General features: G+C 35.7%; 16 protein-coding genes and 1 rRNA gene. 12 read left to right on the forward strand and 5 right to left on the reverse strand.

Annotated features, from left to right (window positions below; genetic code table 11):
* The first annotated feature begins 214 nt into the window (after nucleotides 1–214).
* The 5 genes from T323_RS0110855 to T323_RS0110875 all read left to right on the forward strand — a co-directional run bounded on the left by T323_RS0110855 (nucleotide 215) and on the right by T323_RS0110875 (nucleotide 5,647).
* On the forward strand, nucleotides 215–577 hold the full coding sequence (locus T323_RS0110855) for a hypothetical protein (protein ID WP_026673305.1): 363 nt from the start codon (nucleotides 215–217) through the stop codon (nucleotides 575–577).
* Nucleotides 578–712: 135 nt separating this feature from the next.
* Complete coding sequence (locus T323_RS0110860) at nucleotides 713–1,246, forward strand: histidine phosphatase family protein (RefSeq protein WP_026673306.1); 534 nt, start codon at nucleotides 713–715, stop codon at nucleotides 1,244–1,246.
* A 168-nt stretch (nucleotides 1,247–1,414) separates the two neighbouring features.
* Nucleotides 1,415–3,505, forward strand: coding sequence for a hypothetical protein (locus tag T323_RS0110865; protein WP_026673307.1), 2,091 nt, complete (start codon nucleotides 1,415–1,417; stop codon nucleotides 3,503–3,505).
* Nucleotides 3,506–3,507: 2 nt separating this feature from the next.
* Nucleotides 3,508–3,795: a hypothetical protein gene (locus T323_RS0110870; protein ID WP_026673308.1), complete on the forward strand. Its 288-nt coding sequence runs from the start codon at nucleotides 3,508–3,510 to the stop codon at nucleotides 3,793–3,795.
* A 136-nt stretch (nucleotides 3,796–3,931) separates the two neighbouring features.
* On the forward strand, nucleotides 3,932–5,647 hold the full coding sequence (locus T323_RS0110875; RefSeq protein ID WP_026673309.1) for an ABC transporter ATP-binding protein: 1,716 nt from the start codon (nucleotides 3,932–3,934) through the stop codon (nucleotides 5,645–5,647).
* A gap of 40 nt (nucleotides 5,648–5,687) precedes the next feature.
* Here the strand turns inward: T323_RS0110875 and T323_RS0110880 are convergent, their stop codons facing one another.
* From T323_RS0110880 to T323_RS0110890, 3 genes are all read right to left on the reverse strand, one after another.
* Nucleotides 5,688–5,993, reverse strand: coding sequence for a spore coat protein (locus T323_RS0110880; protein ID WP_026673310.1), 306 nt, complete (start codon nucleotides 5,991–5,993; stop codon nucleotides 5,688–5,690).
* A 13-nt stretch (nucleotides 5,994–6,006) separates the two neighbouring features.
* Complete coding sequence (locus T323_RS0110885; RefSeq protein ID WP_026673311.1) at nucleotides 6,007–6,192, reverse strand: hypothetical protein; 186 nt, start codon at nucleotides 6,190–6,192, stop codon at nucleotides 6,007–6,009.
* Nucleotides 6,193–6,304: 112 nt separating this feature from the next.
* A complete protein-coding gene (locus T323_RS0110890) occupies nucleotides 6,305–7,027 on the reverse strand; it encodes a DUF421 domain-containing protein (RefSeq protein WP_084309241.1) in 723 nt (240 codons plus the stop codon).
* Nucleotides 7,028–7,200: 173 nt separating this feature from the next.
* On the opposite strand from T323_RS0110890, the gene nfsA reads away from it, so the two are divergent.
* The 3 genes from nfsA to T323_RS0110905 all read left to right on the forward strand — a co-directional run bounded on the left by nfsA (nucleotide 7,201) and on the right by T323_RS0110905 (nucleotide 8,563).
* Nucleotides 7,201–7,938 carry an oxygen-insensitive NADPH nitroreductase gene (gene nfsA / locus T323_RS0110895; RefSeq protein WP_026673313.1) on the forward strand — a complete coding sequence of 246 codons (738 nt, stop codon included), beginning with the start codon at nucleotides 7,201–7,203 and terminating at the stop codon, nucleotides 7,936–7,938.
* 113 nt (nucleotides 7,939–8,051) lie between these two features.
* On the forward strand, nucleotides 8,052–8,348 hold the full coding sequence (locus T323_RS26550) for a hypothetical protein (protein ID WP_051556491.1): 297 nt from the start codon (nucleotides 8,052–8,054) through the stop codon (nucleotides 8,346–8,348).
* A gap of 95 nt (nucleotides 8,349–8,443) precedes the next feature.
* The gene (locus T323_RS0110905) at nucleotides 8,444–8,563 is read left to right on the forward strand and encodes a DUF4023 domain-containing protein (protein WP_026673314.1); all 120 of its coding nucleotides are present in this window, start codon (nucleotides 8,444–8,446) and stop codon (nucleotides 8,561–8,563) included.
* Nucleotides 8,564–8,810: 247 nt separating this feature from the next.
* Here the strand turns inward: T323_RS0110905 and T323_RS0110915 are convergent, their stop codons facing one another.
* A complete protein-coding gene (locus T323_RS0110915; protein ID WP_026673315.1) occupies nucleotides 8,811–10,364 on the reverse strand; it encodes an ABC-F family ATP-binding cassette domain-containing protein in 1,554 nt (517 codons plus the stop codon).
* Between the two features lie 148 nt (nucleotides 10,365–10,512).
* On the opposite strand from T323_RS0110915, the gene T323_RS0110920 reads away from it, so the two are divergent.
* The 3 genes from T323_RS0110920 to T323_RS0110930 are packed head-to-tail and all read left to right on the forward strand — an operon-like array spanning nucleotide 10,513 to nucleotide 14,551.
* Nucleotides 10,513–10,965: a MarR family winged helix-turn-helix transcriptional regulator gene (locus T323_RS0110920; RefSeq protein WP_051556492.1), complete on the forward strand. Its 453-nt coding sequence runs from the start codon at nucleotides 10,513–10,515 to the stop codon at nucleotides 10,963–10,965.
* 8 nt (nucleotides 10,966–10,973) lie between these two features.
* Nucleotides 10,974–12,701, forward strand: a complete 1,728-nt coding sequence (locus tag T323_RS0110925; RefSeq protein ID WP_026673317.1) for an ABC transporter ATP-binding protein — start codon at nucleotides 10,974–10,976, stop codon at nucleotides 12,699–12,701.
* Nucleotides 12,698–14,551 (forward strand): ABC transporter ATP-binding protein, encoded by a 1,854-nt coding sequence (locus T323_RS0110930; protein ID WP_084309244.1) that lies wholly within the window; start codon nucleotides 12,698–12,700, stop codon nucleotides 14,549–14,551. Before T323_RS0110925 ends, T323_RS0110930 begins: the two co-directional genes overlap by 4 nt.
* 200 nt (nucleotides 14,552–14,751) lie before the next feature.
* On the opposite strand, the gene T323_RS0110935 is transcribed toward T323_RS0110930, so the two are convergent.
* Nucleotides 14,752–15,870 carry a metallophosphoesterase gene (locus T323_RS0110935; protein WP_035178428.1) on the reverse strand — a complete coding sequence of 373 codons (1,119 nt, stop codon included), beginning with the start codon at nucleotides 15,868–15,870 and terminating at the stop codon, nucleotides 14,752–14,754.
* A 579-nt stretch (nucleotides 15,871–16,449) separates the two neighbouring features.
* Between T323_RS0110935 and T323_RS0110940 the strand changes: the two genes are divergently transcribed.
* Nucleotides 16,450–16,638 (forward strand): 16S ribosomal RNA (locus tag T323_RS0110940); the annotation flags it as partial.

A 16,638-nucleotide genomic window follows, 5' to 3' on the forward strand; every position in this document is an offset into this window, starting at 1 on the left:
TCTTATACAAGAATATATACGATTTCAACATTTACCTAGAGTTTATTATTGGAAAGCTGTGAATCAAAAGTGAAAATATGAAATTTCACATATCGTATTATAGAAACAAATAAAAATGAATACATCCTTTTCATTTAAGAAAAACCAATCCCTTCATATTTACACCTTTTCACTCATATAAATAAGCAATATTGCCATGTGGGAGGGAGCAAAGTTGAAGAAATCAAAAAAGAAAAAGAAGAATCAAATTACTTCAGTTAAACAAACTGGGGTCATGAAGGACATCGCAATTGTTTTAGTAGTTTCTGCTATTTTTATGTATGGGACGTGGACGGTTGCAGTTGCTCAACAAATCAATAGTTTAGAAGCAAATATTGCTCATGAGCTTGAATTAACAGGGGACATGAGTATTGAACGACTTAATTCATCAGAACAACGCTATGTTTATGAGGTCAGTTATAATGAAAAAAGATATATCGTAACGGTTTATCAAGACCATCGAACTGTTGTTGATTCGCATTCTTTTAGTAGTGAGGATGAAAAACAAACCATACTGATGAACTATAATGTAACATGATTCATCGTTAAAGATTTGAGTTTGCTCAAATCTTTTTTTTTATTTATTACGAGTTTGCTATAATGAAATGGTAAAAATAGAATGCTAGTATATTATGGTAAGATAGTTAATAAAAAATTGAGGTGAAATATACACGTGAGAGTTGGACTGCTACGGCATTTTAAAGTGGAACGTGGGTATCCGAATAAGTTTGTTAGTTCCGAACAATTAATGGAATGGGTAAAGGAATATGACGCTTCTGATGTTATTCCTACTCAGCTCGATTTAGGAAATATCGATTGGAAAAGATGCTATTCAAGTGACTTACTAAGAGCAAGAAAAACTGCTTCGGCAGCATATAGTGGAGAAATTATCGAAAACAAAAGTTTACGAGAAATCGAAATTAAACCTTTATTTCGCTCGTCTATGAAACTTCCCCTTCTCGTGCATATGGTAATCATCCGTATTGCCTGGTTACTCGGGCATTCCTCTCAACCGGAAAGTAAAAAAACGGTGAACCACAAAATAAACCTCCTTCTCGATGAGATTTTACAAAGTGAAGAGGATGTGCTTATCGTTGGCCATGGTGGCATGATGATGTTTATGAGTAAAGAATTGAAAAGACGAGGTTTTACTGGTCCCCCTATTAAACGAGCGAAAAATGGACATTTGTATATTTATGAAAAGTAACGAACTAATTAGCCCAAATTGTAAAAATGACAAGGGCTTTTTCTTTTATTTTTAGGAGAGAAACGATTATGATACTTATTACGGTTTAGTCTATGAATTGGTGGGAACTTCGTTTATAATACGGTTATAAGTAATTTATACTAATAATATTGGAGGTTATTTCCTATTATGTATAACGTTCCTCCTATTGTCGCCAATGAGTTAGCAACATCAGAGAAAATTATTCATCAATTGAATGGGACGTTTAGTCTGCCGTCAGGGAAATCATTAGTAGGGGAACATAAACTATTTGTTACGAGTCATGGAAATGTTATTGGCTTTGACTCAGGTGGTTTTTTAGGCTCACCAACGGCTATTAAATTTGGTGTTAGTGCCACGAAAAAAATTACGGTCTTTCCTGTATATGGGGACATTCGACTTGAATTTAACGATGACCAGTTTAAGTTTACTAGTAGAGTCAATGAAGATTTATTTTTTGGTGAGTTAATTACAGTGTTTAAGCCTGACAATGTTAAATACATTGTGGATGCCGTTGTTAAGTTTAATGAAGTAGAGGACGTGACTGCCTTTATTTCGCTTAATGAAAATGAAATAAATATTACGGTCAATCCGCTTGAAGATAGTGGAGACGGTCAACCGATATCAATTCCTTATAGGCAATGTAAGGCTTCTTTAATGGATGAGTATACGATTATATTAGCTGGGTGCTTTTATAAAGGGGATGAAAAGCTTCATTCGATTTCGCTCCGTTTTTTTGAGAAACACCGGTTAATTGAACTTCATGATAAAATTAAGAATAGTGACAACGTGTTCGATTATGTTTCTTCTGATGCTAATATCCATGTAGGAAAGTTATATGGATTATTTGAAGGTGAAAGTTGGGATGGACAATCTGTAATTATTGCTAAACAGAAGAATACGATTGAACTTATTCTAGAGTCACCGTTAACAAAAATAGGGGAATTTCTGTTATCTAGTTATGATGTGTATTATCATAATAAATTAATAATATTTAATAATGGGAACGAAATTTTTTCGTTGGAGTTTCAATATGAAGAGGAGATGTTAAAATATAAACCGAACGATAACGAGAATAACATCGATATGATTGCCATTCAAGAAATGACCAAACAGCCGTTTTTCGTGTTGCATGAAGGAAATACGATTCAATTATTACAACGGAAAAACGGACCGGTACTCTTTGAGTTTGTCGATGTTGATGATGTATTGATTGGTCCACACCAGGAAAAAGATTCTATGTTTTTGACTGTTGAAATAAATAAGAAAGACAAGAATGTATGTCTTCTTGTTCAGAAAATGAATATTTCGACATTCATTTATCGTACTTATAAATCAAGAAAAGAATTATTACTGCCATACCTTTCAAATGAACAAATGTTTTTTTCTTGGGCAAGACAAGTAAATGACTATGTCCTCTATGAATACTTTAGCCAGCTTTTTGCGATTGAATCAGGAATCTATGAAATTTTAGAACGTCCATTGACGACTGAAAATGAAAAATATTATCATATCGCCAACCTTTTATTCCATGGGTTAAAAGCGCAAAGAAAACGATTAGATATCGTCTCGATTTATTTACCGACCGTGTTCCAACGTATGGACGATTCAACGCTACAATCGTTTGGACAGGCGATTGAACCAACTGTGTATTCGGCACTACAACAAAAGTTAATGGGAATTACGTATCAAGTGAATCGCTCTATCCATGAAATCGAACAAAATTTAGCCTATGTATCTTTTGCGATTCATCCTGAATTAGATGTCCGCGCGAAACAAAAACAGCAACAATTATTATTGTCTGGAGCTTTAGGAGTTGGTGCGGTGGCAGCTTTCCCAGTATTAATCATCCCTGCTGGAATTATTGCTCTCAATACTCATTTTCAATCAAAGTTAAACCAAGAAATGGATACAAAAAAATTAGCCTTATATGTAAATGAAGCGATACAATGTTTTGAACATATGATGCGAGTGATGGTTCCATATTATGTTTCTGAAAGCAATCAAACTCTTTTTAAAGTGTTTAAACAAGTTGAAAAGGCCTATCATCCTGTTATTGATCATGACCAATTAAAAAATGAATTTTTAAAACGGATTAGTACATTTTATACGTATAAGCAAATGCCGATTGATGATTCGACTTCAATAACAAGAAGTTTCATTATTGGAAAAATACATGAAACACAAAACGAAGCAAATGAGCAACTTAACGAATTACAATTAAGAATTGGAGAGGAATAAAGATGTCGTTTACAAATCCATTTGCGACAACATATGACCCATTTGAACAACTGAAAAATCCAGCTGAAATAGAACAAGTTGAGGGAGGGGCTAACCCGTTCTTTTCTCAACAAACAGAAGGTGTGTTACCTAAACCAACGATTTCGGACCCGTTTCGTGATATGAATGGAAACGGAATTCCGGATGCGCTTGATCCTTCGATTATTGATTTGAATGGGAATGGGATTTCTGATCAAATCGATCCGTTTTTAACGAAAGAAGATATTATCAATACAATTACGGGTTCGTGACCGATAGAGTCTAAGAGGAAGATGACCTTTTAGACTCTTCTTTTTTGTTTTTAACTCGAGTAGAAAAGATTGATTAATCTTAACTTACACTCTATAATTCTTCTATACAAAGATTGGAAAGGCGAGTGTAAAACGAATGTTAATGAGGTTTTTCTCTTATTATTTACCGCATAAAAAATTATTTATGCTAGATTTTAGTAGTGCGATTGTTGTTGCAATTTTAGAATTAGGTTTTCCACTTGCGGTGGCTTGGTTCATAGATTCTTTATTAGATTCTGGGGATTGGTCAATGATTATATTAGTAAGTACCGGTTTAGCCGTTCTCTATTTAATTAGCACGTTTTTACAATATATTGTTAATTATTGGGGACATAAATTAGGAATAAATATTGAAACAGATATGCGACAGCAACTGTTTGAACATGTCCATAGTCAGTCTTTCCGTTTTTTTGATAATACGAAAACTGGACATATTATGAGTCGGATCACAAATGATTTATTTGATATTGGTGAACTTGCCCATCATGGACCAGAAGATGTCTTTATTTCGATTATGACCTTTATCGGTGCGTTTTGGATTATGATGACGATCAATGTAAAGCTTGCCTTAGTGACGTTATTTGTTGTTCCGTTTCTTGTTTGGCTTATTGCTTTTTGTAATATTCGAATGAATCGGGCATGGAAAACGATGTTTACTGATATTGCTGATGTCAATGCAAGAGTCGAAGATAGTGTTTCAGGAGCTCGTGTTGTTCAATCGTTTACGAATGAAAATCATGAAATTTCATTATTTAAAAAGAATAACCGGAAATTCAGAAAAGCAAAAATTCGCTCGTATAAAGTGATGTCTTACAGTACTTCTGGTATTTATATGATGACTCGATTTATTACACTCGTCGTTTTAGTGTACGGAGCTTGGTTAAGTTTTACAGGGCAATTGTCTCATGGAAATCTAGTTGCTTTTATTCTATATGTTAATGTATTGTTTAAACCGATTGATAAAATTAGTGCTTTAATGGAATTGTATCCAAAAGGCATGGCAGGTTTTAAACGTTTTATTGATTTACTAGATTCAAAGCCTGATGTCGTAGATGACCCTCAAGCCATTGTCGCTCCACCACTTCAAGGCAATATTGAATTTAACAATGTTCATTTTCAATATGATAAAAATAAATCTGTCCTTGAGAACATTGACTTACAATTACATGCAGGTGAAACTGTAGCATTTGTTGGGCCTTCCGGTGCGGGGAAAACGACAATTTGTTCGTTAATTCCACGGTTTTACGATGTGGACAAAGGGAGTATATCCATTGACGGCATTGATATCCGTAAAATGAAAAAGCAATCCTTACGGTCACAAATTGGTATCGTTCAACAAGATGTTTTCTTATTCACAGGAACATTACGAGAAAATATTGCGTATGGAATGCTTGGTGCCACAGATGAACAAATTAAAGACGCTGCTCGTCGGGCTCACTTAGAAAGTTTTATTGCTAGTTTACCTGATGGCTATGAAACGCAAATTGGGGAAAGAGGATTGAAATTATCAGGCGGGCAAAAGCAAAGAATTGCGATTGCTCGAATGTTCTTAAAAAATCCACCTATATTAATATTAGATGAAGCAACATCGGCATTGGATACAGAAACGGAATTGATTATACAACAAGCATTAAATGAACTAGCAAAAAATCGTACAACGTTAGTAATTGCCCATCGGTTAGCAACAATAAGAAATGCAGATCGAATTGTTGTGGTAACAGAAGAGGGGATTGTAGAGCAAGGGAAACATGATGAATTGCTTGCAAAAGATGGTGTGTTTGCAAAACTGCATAAAGTTCAATTTCAACGATAATAAAAAGCCAAGCTTCAGATTAGAAGCTTGGCTTTTAACATTACTGCATTTTTTGTGCAACTTGTAGTGCAGTATTGGAAACTGTTTTGTCCATTTGTAATTGTTTGGACATATCATGTGGCATATAATATCCTTTTGAAATCATATACGTTGATATTTTTTCGTGTGCTTCAATGGCATCATTTAAGTGTTGCTTTAATGTACTGCGTAATTGTGGTGTTGTTGTTTCTGTTATTGCGACTGAATAGTTTTTTACTTCCGCTTTAGCAGCAATTAAAAGGTCCGTTGCTATAACTTGATCAGTTAAAGCTGACATCCCTGTAATGTTTTCCATAATTTGATTCATTGTTTTTCCTCCATTAGTCTAAATAGTGTTGTAAATCTTGAATGTGTTTCGTTGTCATTTGAATGTCTTGAGCCATCAAGTTTTTTAACTCTTGGTCAGTAACTAATGCTTGCATTGTTGCGGCTTTTGTTAAACATAGGCTTTTAAAGGTAACAAGCTCATGGACTTCAACCGTTTCGTGAATCGCCATCGTAGTCATGAAAATCACCTCGCTTTCAACGATGTTAGTATTTGCAAAGAACGCAAAGTAAGCCGTGGGAGTTTTTAGAATATATACAAAACAGTAGCACGGATATGCTACTGTTCGCTCATTACCTTAAGTGTTCTGGTGGGGGATTGTTATGACGTTGCTGTTGAATTTCTTCAAATAAGTCAAGCTCAGATTTTTTTTGTAGTTGATTTACTTTGTCGTGTAACAATGTGAGTTGCTGGTTAATCTTTTGCATGATATTTGGATCTGGACTTGTTTGATTTGTTAAAGGTGGAAGCGCAGAAGTAGTTTCAGTTTGATTTGAGAGCAATTTTTTTAACTGATTTACTTCTTGTCGTAGTGTTTCGACATCATTTTTTGTTGAAGGTTTAGCCGTATCTTTTAACATATAACCAAGTTGTCCATTTGGTTCAAGTGTTGCCCATTTTACATCTGAGATTTTGGAGATGTTTCGTTGTCTTAATTGAGTTTCTAACTGATCAACAGTTAGACGTACACTTTGTAAATTGTCTTCCTTGATTTTGCCGTCTTCAATTAATATTTTTGATTTTCCAGTCACTAACTTCTCGAAAAAATCAAATTTGATTTGTAAAAATTCAATAAGGACAAGCGTTAAAACTAACATCGCTCCCACATATAAGGTGGACCAAATGTTTTCACCAGCAAGCGGTTGAATGAGTAGGGAACCAATCCCAATCATAATAACGACTTGAGCAAGTGTCATTTGTGAAATGGATTTTCTCCCTGCTACTCTTAGTAATACCGTTCCTGCCAAAACAATTAAAACAGATTTCCATATCCATTCTCCTAATTCTATATCCATTTCCTACACCTACCTATTCAAAAAAAGGATGTTCGTTTGAATTATGTCCAATTCTAAACAAAAAAACGAAGATTCAGGTTACGTTCATAAAATTACCAATAATAAACCTAAGTTTTTACTAAAGAGACAATGGCCCGTATAATGGTGGTAAGAAACATAAGGGGGTAGAAATGATGAATGAAACGATTGAAACGATGCTGAACCATAAATCCATTCGAAAGTTTGAAAAAGGGCATACGATTCCAGAAGCTACGATAACAGCCATTCTTGAGGCAGGTCAAAGTGCTGCAACCTCACATTTTATTCAAGCATATTCGATTATTCGAGTGAAAGACCGTTCGAAAGTGGAGGGAATCGCTGAGTTAAGTCAAAACTTACATATAAAGGATGCTTCCGCTTTTTTTGTATTTTGTGCTGATATGAAAAGATTAGAGTATGCAAGTCGAAAACATCATCTTGCTTTTGATTATGATTCGCTCGAAAATACGATTGCGACAATTGTCGATGTAGCATTAGTTGCTCAAAATGTCATGACAGCAGCAGAATCGTTAGGCTATGGGGGCTGTTATATCGGTGGAGTAAGGAATGCACCTTTTGAAATTAGCGAAAAACTTGAACTTCCAGATAAAGTTCTCCCAATATTTGGACTTACTCTAGGTGTACCTGTAGAAGGTCAAGAAGTAAAGCCGAGGTTACCATTATCGGCCATTGTGCATGAAGATCGTTATGATGAGACTAAATATGATGATTTGCTGCAACAGTATGATGAAGTGATAAACGAATATTATGCAAAAAGAACAAGCAATAAAAAAGATGCAACATGGACAAAGCCGATCGCGTCGTTTTTTTCTGCAAAAAAACGAGTTCATATGCGCGATTTTTTTGAGAAGAAAGGCTTTACTCTTAAGTAGACTGTTTATTCCAAGTTTTAACCAAATTGGAGTGACTCTCTTGAATAGAAATATCGTGAAAGCAAACGATATGAAATGAAGTAGTTTCATTTAGATACAGGAGGTCTAAACGCATGGTAAACGAAAATGAAGAGTTGAAAGAGGTTCAATTAGCGCTGCAAGCAGCACAAGAAGATTTACAACAAGCACAACAAAGTGGGTACCCTCAAGAACTGCAGCAAGCACAACAAGCCGTTATCAACGCCCAGCAAGACTTATTAAATAAAAATCAACAGCTTCTTCAAGCACAAATGAAATTATACGAAGCGCAACAACAAGTAAAACAAGAACAACAAGCGGTCCAAACTGCACAAGAGCAAGTGCTTCAAGCACAAGCAGTCGCTACCGCACAACGTGACAATTTAATGTAAGGTAAATAAAGAGCTAACAGTCCTGTTTGCTCTTTTTCCTTTACATACGAACCGTCATATGAGGAAACAATAAAACCCGAGGAGGGATGTACATTATGGAGAATACCCATGAGTTTGTAGAAAAAATTCATGAGAAACAAAGAAAAGATGAACAAAATCGTAAACGGCAAGGTGATGGGAAGCCTAGTAAAAAATTACCGAATAAACAACATTAAGCAAAAAAGGAAGAACGTCAAAACGTTCTTCCTTTTGAATGAATTCACTGACTGGAAAGGACATCTATTCTGTTATTTGATGCAAAATCAGCTTTTTTCCATTTATTACGGACAACTGTTCCGCTATTTTCCTCAAACACCTGCAAAACTCTCCTTTTAGCGGAAAGTAACGGAACCATTGACCGATAGCGATTCAAAAATTGTGTTTTTCCATTAAATAGCGGAACGTATGTCCGAACCAACTATGTTACACTAGTTTTGTTGTCCAAGATTCACAATTCCACACGTCTGTGACGACATCTTGATAAAATTCAGGTTCGTGGGAAATGAGAAGGATGCTTCCTTTGTATTCTTTTAATGCGCGTTTTAACTCCGCTTTTGCATCAACATCTAAGTGATTCGTAGGCTCGTCTAATACGAGAATATTCGTTTCGCGGTTGATTAGTTTACACAACCGGACTTTTGCTTTTTCTCCTCCGCTTAAAACTACAATTTTACTTTCAATGTGTTTTGTTGTTAATCCGCATCGCGCTAATGCGCCACGGATTTCAGCTTGCGATAAAGAAGGGAAGGTGTTCCATACTTCTTCAATACATGTTAGGTTCGAATCTTTTGCTTCTTGCTCAAAGTAACCGACTTCTTGATAATCTCCCCGTTCTACTGAACCAGAAACAGGAGTAATGAGTCCAAGTATACTTTTAAGTAATGTCGTTTTACCGATTCCATTAGCCCCGACAAGAGCCACTTTTTGACCGCGTTCCATCCTTAAATTTAGTGGTTTTGACAATGGTTCATCATAACCAATGACGAGATTTTTTGTCTCAAAAATGAGCTTACTTGTCGCACGGGCTTCTTTAAAGTAAAATTCAGGTTTTGGTTTTTCTTTTGATAATTCGATTACATCCATTTTATCTAACTTCTTTTGACGGGACATCGCCATATTTCTTGTAGAAACCCGGGCTTTGTTTCGTGCTACAAAATCTTTTAATTGTGAGATTTCTTGTTGTTGTTTTTTATATGCAGCTTCTAATTGTTGTTTTTTCATTTCGTACACGCTTTGGAAATGTTCATAATCCCCGACATAACGGTTTAATTCTTGATTTTCCATATGATAAATTATGTTGATGACACTATTTAAAAATGGAATATCATGTGAAATTAAAATAAAGGCATTTTCGTATTCTTGTAAATACCGTTTTAACCAGACAATATGTTGTTCATCTAAATAGTTTGTTGGCTCATCTAATAATAAAATATCCGGCTTTTCTAATAAGAGTTTTGCTAGTAAGACTTTAGTGCGCTGACCACCACTTAAATCTTCAACATCTTTATCGAGTCCAATGTCATCTAAACCTAACCCTCGCGCAATTTCTTCAACTTTAGCATCAATTGTATAAAAGTCATTATTCGTTAATGTATCTTGAATACTCCCGACTTCTTCAAGGAGTTTTTCTAATTCCTCTGGAGTGACATCTGCCATTTTATCGTACATTTCAGTCATTTCTGTTTCAAGGTCAAGCAAGTATTGGAAGGCCGTTTTTAATACATCTCGCATCGTCATTCCACGTTCTAATACAGTGTGTTGATCAAGATAGCCAACACGAACCTTTTTGGACCATTCCACTTTTCCTTCATCAGGCATTAGTTTTCCGGTAATAATATTCATAAATGTTGATTTACCTTCGCCATTTGCACCAATTAATCCAATGTGTTCACCCTTTAACAAACGGAACGACACATCATGAAAAATCGCTCTATCACCAAACCCGTGGCTTAAATTTTTTACGGTTAATATACTCATTCATTACACCTGACCTTATCGATAATTTCCTCTTGACCATCTTATCATAATTTCTAAAGTTCGTCTGTTGGTAAATAATCTTTGCTTTTGAATAGTTTATGGAGTAAATTAGTTAGTAACTTATTTAATTTTAAAGGTGATGATTTTTTTGGATGATAAAAATAAAGAAGTGGTCGAACAATTGTTTTCTGCTTTTGCGAGGTTCCACCGAAAAGATATAGAAACAACGTTGTCAATGGATCGGAGAAGGAGTGAAGCAAAATTATTAATGTTGTTACACGAGAATAAACAAGGTCTGAAAATTTCAGATTTAAGTCGGTTAATGAGAGTAACGTCACCATTTGTTACACAAATCGTTACGAAACTTGAATCTACTCATTTATTAGTTCGTCAACATGATTTGAAGGACCGAAGAATAGTTCGTGTTCAACTGACTGAAAAAGGAGAGTGTGCTGCACAGGAAGTTGGAGAAAAGTTTTATGAAAAATTTAAAAAACTAACAACATACTTGGGAGAAAAGGAAAGTGAACAATTAGCATTTTTATTAAATCAAGCATTTGATTTTTTTAATGAGGAATTTAAAAATGATAAAAGCGAGTGAGTGATTCCATGTTAGAAATGATGAAAGACTTAAAGAAATATAAGTGGTCGATATTGGCTGTTATATTATTTACATTAGCAGGAACATTACTTGAGTTATACTTACCTACTTTAATGGCTGATGTAGTGGATGTCGGAATTGTCAATGGTGATGTTCCTTTTATTTTGCAAACGGGCGGATGGATGTTCCTTTGTTCTATTTTGGCGATTGGATTTGCTATAGCAGTCACTTATTTTGCTTCAAAAATAGCGTTAGGATTTGGGCGTGATGTGCGCCGCAAATTATTTGTTCATGTTGAGAACTTTTCACTCCAAGAATTTGAAAAAATGGGTCCTGCCTCTTTAATTACGCGAACAACAAACGATGTGAAACAAGTTCAAGATGTCATTAATATGATGCTTCGGATGATGACAAGAGCTCCACTTATGTTAGTGGGAGGTATTATTTTAGCGGTGTCTCGAGATGCGATGTTATCGCTCGTGTTTTTAGCAGCGTTACCGGTATTAGCAGGGTTAATTTTTTTTATTTCTAAAAAAGCGATTCCTTTGTTTGGTCTTCTTCAAAAACGAACAGACCGTTTAAATTTATTACTTCGGGAAGGGCTAGTTGGCACACGTGTGGTTCGTGCATTTAACAGAGTGGACTATGAAAAGGGCCGTTTTAATGAAGCTAATGAAGCGTATCGCAATACAGGAATAAAAGTTAATCAGATTATTGCGTTTGTATTTCCGGTAATGATGATCATTATGAACTTCACAAATGTAGCGATCGTCTGGTTTGGTGCCATGAGAATTGATGCAGGGGAAATGGCTGTAGGGAATTTAATGGCATTTTTACAGTATTCAATGATGATATTAATGTCGCTTATTATGTTATCCATGGCATTTATTATGATTCCACGAGCACAAGCTTCAGCCAAACGAATAAATGAAGTATTAAAAATGTACCCACTCATTCATGATCCCAAATACCCTGTCACGTGCTCCGGTAAAAATGGATATGTCGAGTTTGAGCAAGTAACCTTCCGTTATGAAGGAGCAGAGAAACCAGCAGTCAAAAAGGTAAGCTTCACAGCTAAACCCGGTGAAATAACTGCTATTATCGGGAGCACAGGGGCTGGAAAAACATCGCTTTTGCAATTAATACCGAGATTTTATGATGTGGAAAGTGGAATGATAAAAGTTGATGGGGTGAATGTAAAAGAAATGCCCCAACAAGAATTACGACAGAAAATAGGTTATGTTCCTCAAAAAGCATCTTTATTTACAGGAACGATTGCCGAAAATGTACGCTTTGGGAAGTTCGAAGCGACTGATAGCGAAGTCGTTGAGGCGTTAACAACAGCACAAGCGATCGATTTCGTAAATGGAAAAGATGATGGAATCGAAACGATGATTGAACAAGCGGGTGCGAATTTATCAGGCGGACAAAAACAACGGTTATCGATTGCTAGAGCTCTTGTGAGGAAACCGAATATCTATTTATTTGATGATAGCTTTTCTGCACTAGATTATAAAACAGACGCTCGTTTGCGAAAGGCGTTACAAGCTGAAACGAAAGATTCGACAATGATTGTTGTTGCTCAACGTGTCAATACGGTAAAGGACGCTGAACAAATTATCGTAATGCATGAAGGCGAAGTAGCAGGAAGCGGGTCACATGAGGAACTATTACAGACGAATAAAATTTACCAAGAAATCGTCGCTTCCCAACAAACGGAGGGAGAAAGTGCATGAGTAAAATAAAAAGAGGGATGGGTAATAAACAGCAGCCTACTCCGCCTAAAGGGATGGGGCATGGTCCAAATATGATGCCAGTAGAAAAACCAAAAGAATTTAAAAAAACGGTCATTCGTTTATCTCGTTATTTAAAACCAAGAAAATTTTTACTGATAATTGTTGGTATTGCCGCCTTATTTTCGACGTTGTTTAATATTATTAGTCCAAAATTATTAGGGGATGCTACTTCATCTTTGTTTGATAGTTTTCTTGTTGGAACAGGAGTAGACTATCCATTTCTAGGGAATCTATTGCTTGTGTTGCTTGGATTATATACATTATCAGCCTTGTTTGCGTTTCTTCAACAATTTATTATGGCAAGCGTTGCGCAACGAACGATTGCTGAAATGCGACAAGAAGTAAATGAAAAACTAACAAGATTGCCTTTAAAATATTTTGATCAACATTCACATGGTGATATTTTAAGTCGGGCCGTAAATGACATTGATAATATTAATAATTCATTTCAACAGGCGTTAACCCAAATGATAACAACAATTATTACTGTTGTTGGAATTATAATTATGATGTTTATTATTAGTCCGTTGCTTACTTTAGTCGTATTTGTCACGATTCCATTAAGTATGGTTGTCATAAAATATGTTGCTTCATTTTCGCAAAAACACTTTGTTAGTCAACAAGAGGAATTAGGAAGTGTAAACGGACATATTGAGGAAATGTTCAGTGGGCATAAAGTTGTGAAGGCATACGGTCAAGAAAAAAAATCAATTAAAACATTTGATGCTATTAATGAACGATTATATGAAGCAGGGTGGAAAGCGCAGTTTATTTCAGGAATCATGATGCCAATGATGATGTTTATAAGTAATATTGGTTATATATTAGTTAGTATAGCAGGAGGATTACTTGTACTAAATGGCTCAATACGAATTGGGGATGTGCAAGCTTTCATCCAATACTCTCAACAAATATCACATCCGATGGCTCAGATGGCCGGAATTGCTAATATGATTCAAACTGGCGTTGCATCTGCTGAAAGAATTTTCACATTGCTTGATGAAGAAGAAGAATCTCTTGAAAAAGAAACTTCTGTTTCGCTTGACCATATAAAAGGTGACGTAAGCTTCGAGCGGGTTCGCTTTGGATATGATGAACAAAAACCAATTATTCGAGGTTTGTCGTTAGAAGTAAAATCGGGTCAAACCGTAGCCATCGTAGGGCCAACAGGAGCAGGGAAAACGACGATTATTAATTTGTTACTCCGGTTTTATGAAGTAAATGGAGGTTCTATTTCCATTGATGGCATCAATTTACGCGAGCTTTCGCGGCCACAAGCTAGAAGTTTGTTTGCGATGGTTCTCCAGGATACATGGTTGTTTAAAGGGACAATTCGAGATAATATCGCTTATGGTCGAGAAGGTGCAACAGAAGAAGAAGTTATTCAAGCTGCCCGCCATGCGTATGCGGATGATTTCATTAGAACATTACCAGACGGGTATGATACCGTATTGTCAGAAGATGCAACGAATATTTCACAAGGTCAACGCCAACTTCTTACGATTGCGAGAGCATTAATATCAAATCCGATCGTTCTTATATTAGATGAAGCGACAAGTAGTGTGGATACACGAACAGAAATGAATATTCAAATGGCGATGAAAGATATTATGAGGGGACGAACGAGTTTTGTCATTGCCCACCGTTTATCGACCATTCGCGATGCTGATATGATTCTTGTTATGAAAGACGGCGATATCATTGAAAAAGGAAATCATAATGAATTGTTAGATCAACGAGGTTTTTATGCTGAACTTTATCAAAGTCAATTTTCAGAAGCGGTGTCATAAAGCCAGATAGAAAAAAGGAAAGGAAAAGTTAAGAAAGTATAGAAGTTTTGGTCTAGCAGTGAGGTTTTGAAAGCTTATTCAAGAAGAGCGAAGGGTGCGCACCTGCGCGTTTCAGCCCAAGAAGAACACTTGGGGTTCACTTTCAAAAGCGGGCAGGGCTCCTCACTTCGCTTGAAAGAAAAGACGCTCCCGCGTTTTTCTTAGTCGGTAAAAGTAATGTCAATTTCAATAATTTCAGAACGACTTCCTAACCGGAGTGGTGGACCCCAAAAACCATATCCAGAAGAAACGATCGCATGGAGCTGGTCTTTCTTTTTATAACCCCAATCAATTTCAAATATTCTTCTTGTAATGATGTGATTTGGTACCATTTGTCCACGGTGTGTATGACCGGACAAGCTAATATCAATACCGTTTATCATTGCCTCATTTAAGTCATAGGGCTGATGATCCATTAAAATAGTAGGCAAATGATAAGTCTTTGTATTGGTTACTAATTCAGTAATCGTTTTCCGTTGTTTATCGGTTTTATCTTTTCTTCCTATAATAATAAATTTATCTTGTATGGGGATAATCTCATCTTCCAAAATGGTTATTCCGATCTTTCGCATTTCTTCAACAAACTTTTCTTTATCACCACCGTAATACTCATGATTACCTAATACACCGTATACTCCTAATGGCGCGTTGAATTTCGCTAATACATCACTCATATTTTTTCTTAAAAACACTTTTAAATCATCATCGATAATATCTCCTGGAAGTAATATTAAGTCTGGTTTCATTTCATTTACTTCTTTTACTAATCGTTTGGCGTGCCTTAAACCAGATAAAGTACCAAAATGCATATCGGAAGCCATTGCGATTTTTAAGGAAGTTAATTGGCCCTTATTCTTTTTAATCGTTAAAGAATAGTTGCGAATAATTGGTTGATACGCATTATATAAGCCAATACCGAAAATACATAGAAACATAATGAAGGTGATATAACCTGCTGACGTAATGACTATTTCAATTGGGATTGTTGTAAAAGTGAAAAGGAGTACAATGAGATTGGCAAATGGAAATAAGAGAACAGCGTACTGAAAAAAGCCGATCCAAAGTGAACCTATAATTTTAAAAATCCCATAAAAATGAAGATATCGAGCAAGAAGGAATGAGTAAGATAGTATAGCAAAAATAAAAATAGATAATAGGGGTTGATGAAAGGTAAAAGTTGTTTTTATCCATATTGTTATGTTCCATCCAATATAAAAGGTCAATACATGATATATAGCTAACACGATGAAAACTTGGAGTGCAATCCGTGACTTTCCCATTGAAGTTCTCCTTTGTCTTTTTCCTCTAACTATATACTGACAACATCCTTTCGTCACATATCATGCTTAGGCTTGTCATTTTTTAATGATATAAAAAAAGGTTTAGGACAATTCAGTAAAAGGGCAATGTAAAGTAAAGTGGTTAATCATACCATCAACAACATGCTTAGGGTTATACTTCTATTCCAGAAATTGGTCTTGTAAATAGTATTGTAAAATGAAAAATAAGGTGTTATATTATTTCTTGTCGCTAAAAACGGCACACGATAATGAAGGAAAACATCTTACAAACGTTCTCGTTTTTTTCCAGTAATTTGATATTGAAATAAGAACAGAAATGATGGTAAGATAGTTTTTGTCGCTTCAAGCGAACCTCACTTTTAACACAATTCCAACGATCAGTTGATGGTATTTACCAAAAATTAGTTGTTGTCATGAATGTTGAAAAGGTGGTATGATTTTATTCTGTCGCTTTTTGACAGCCGGTGTCTGACACCGCAAATAGCTCTTTGAAAACTGAACAGAAAAAAGCCAAGCGAATGAAATGAAATGAATTATTTTTGAGCTATATCAAACACTTTTATGGAGAGTTTGATCCTGGCTCAGGACGAACGCTGGCGGCGTGCCTAATACATGCAAGTCGAGCGGACTTCATGAGAGAACTTGTTCTCTTTTGATGTTAGCGGCGGACGGGTGAGTAACACGTGGGCAACCTGCCCTGTAGACTGGGATAACATCGAGAAATCGGTGCTAATACCGGATAATAGA

The organism is Alkalihalobacillus bogoriensis ATCC BAA-922 (assembly GCF_000621445.1).
Classification (GTDB): domain Bacteria; phylum Bacillota; class Bacilli; order Bacillales; family Bacillaceae_F; genus Bacillus_AO; species Bacillus_AO bogoriense.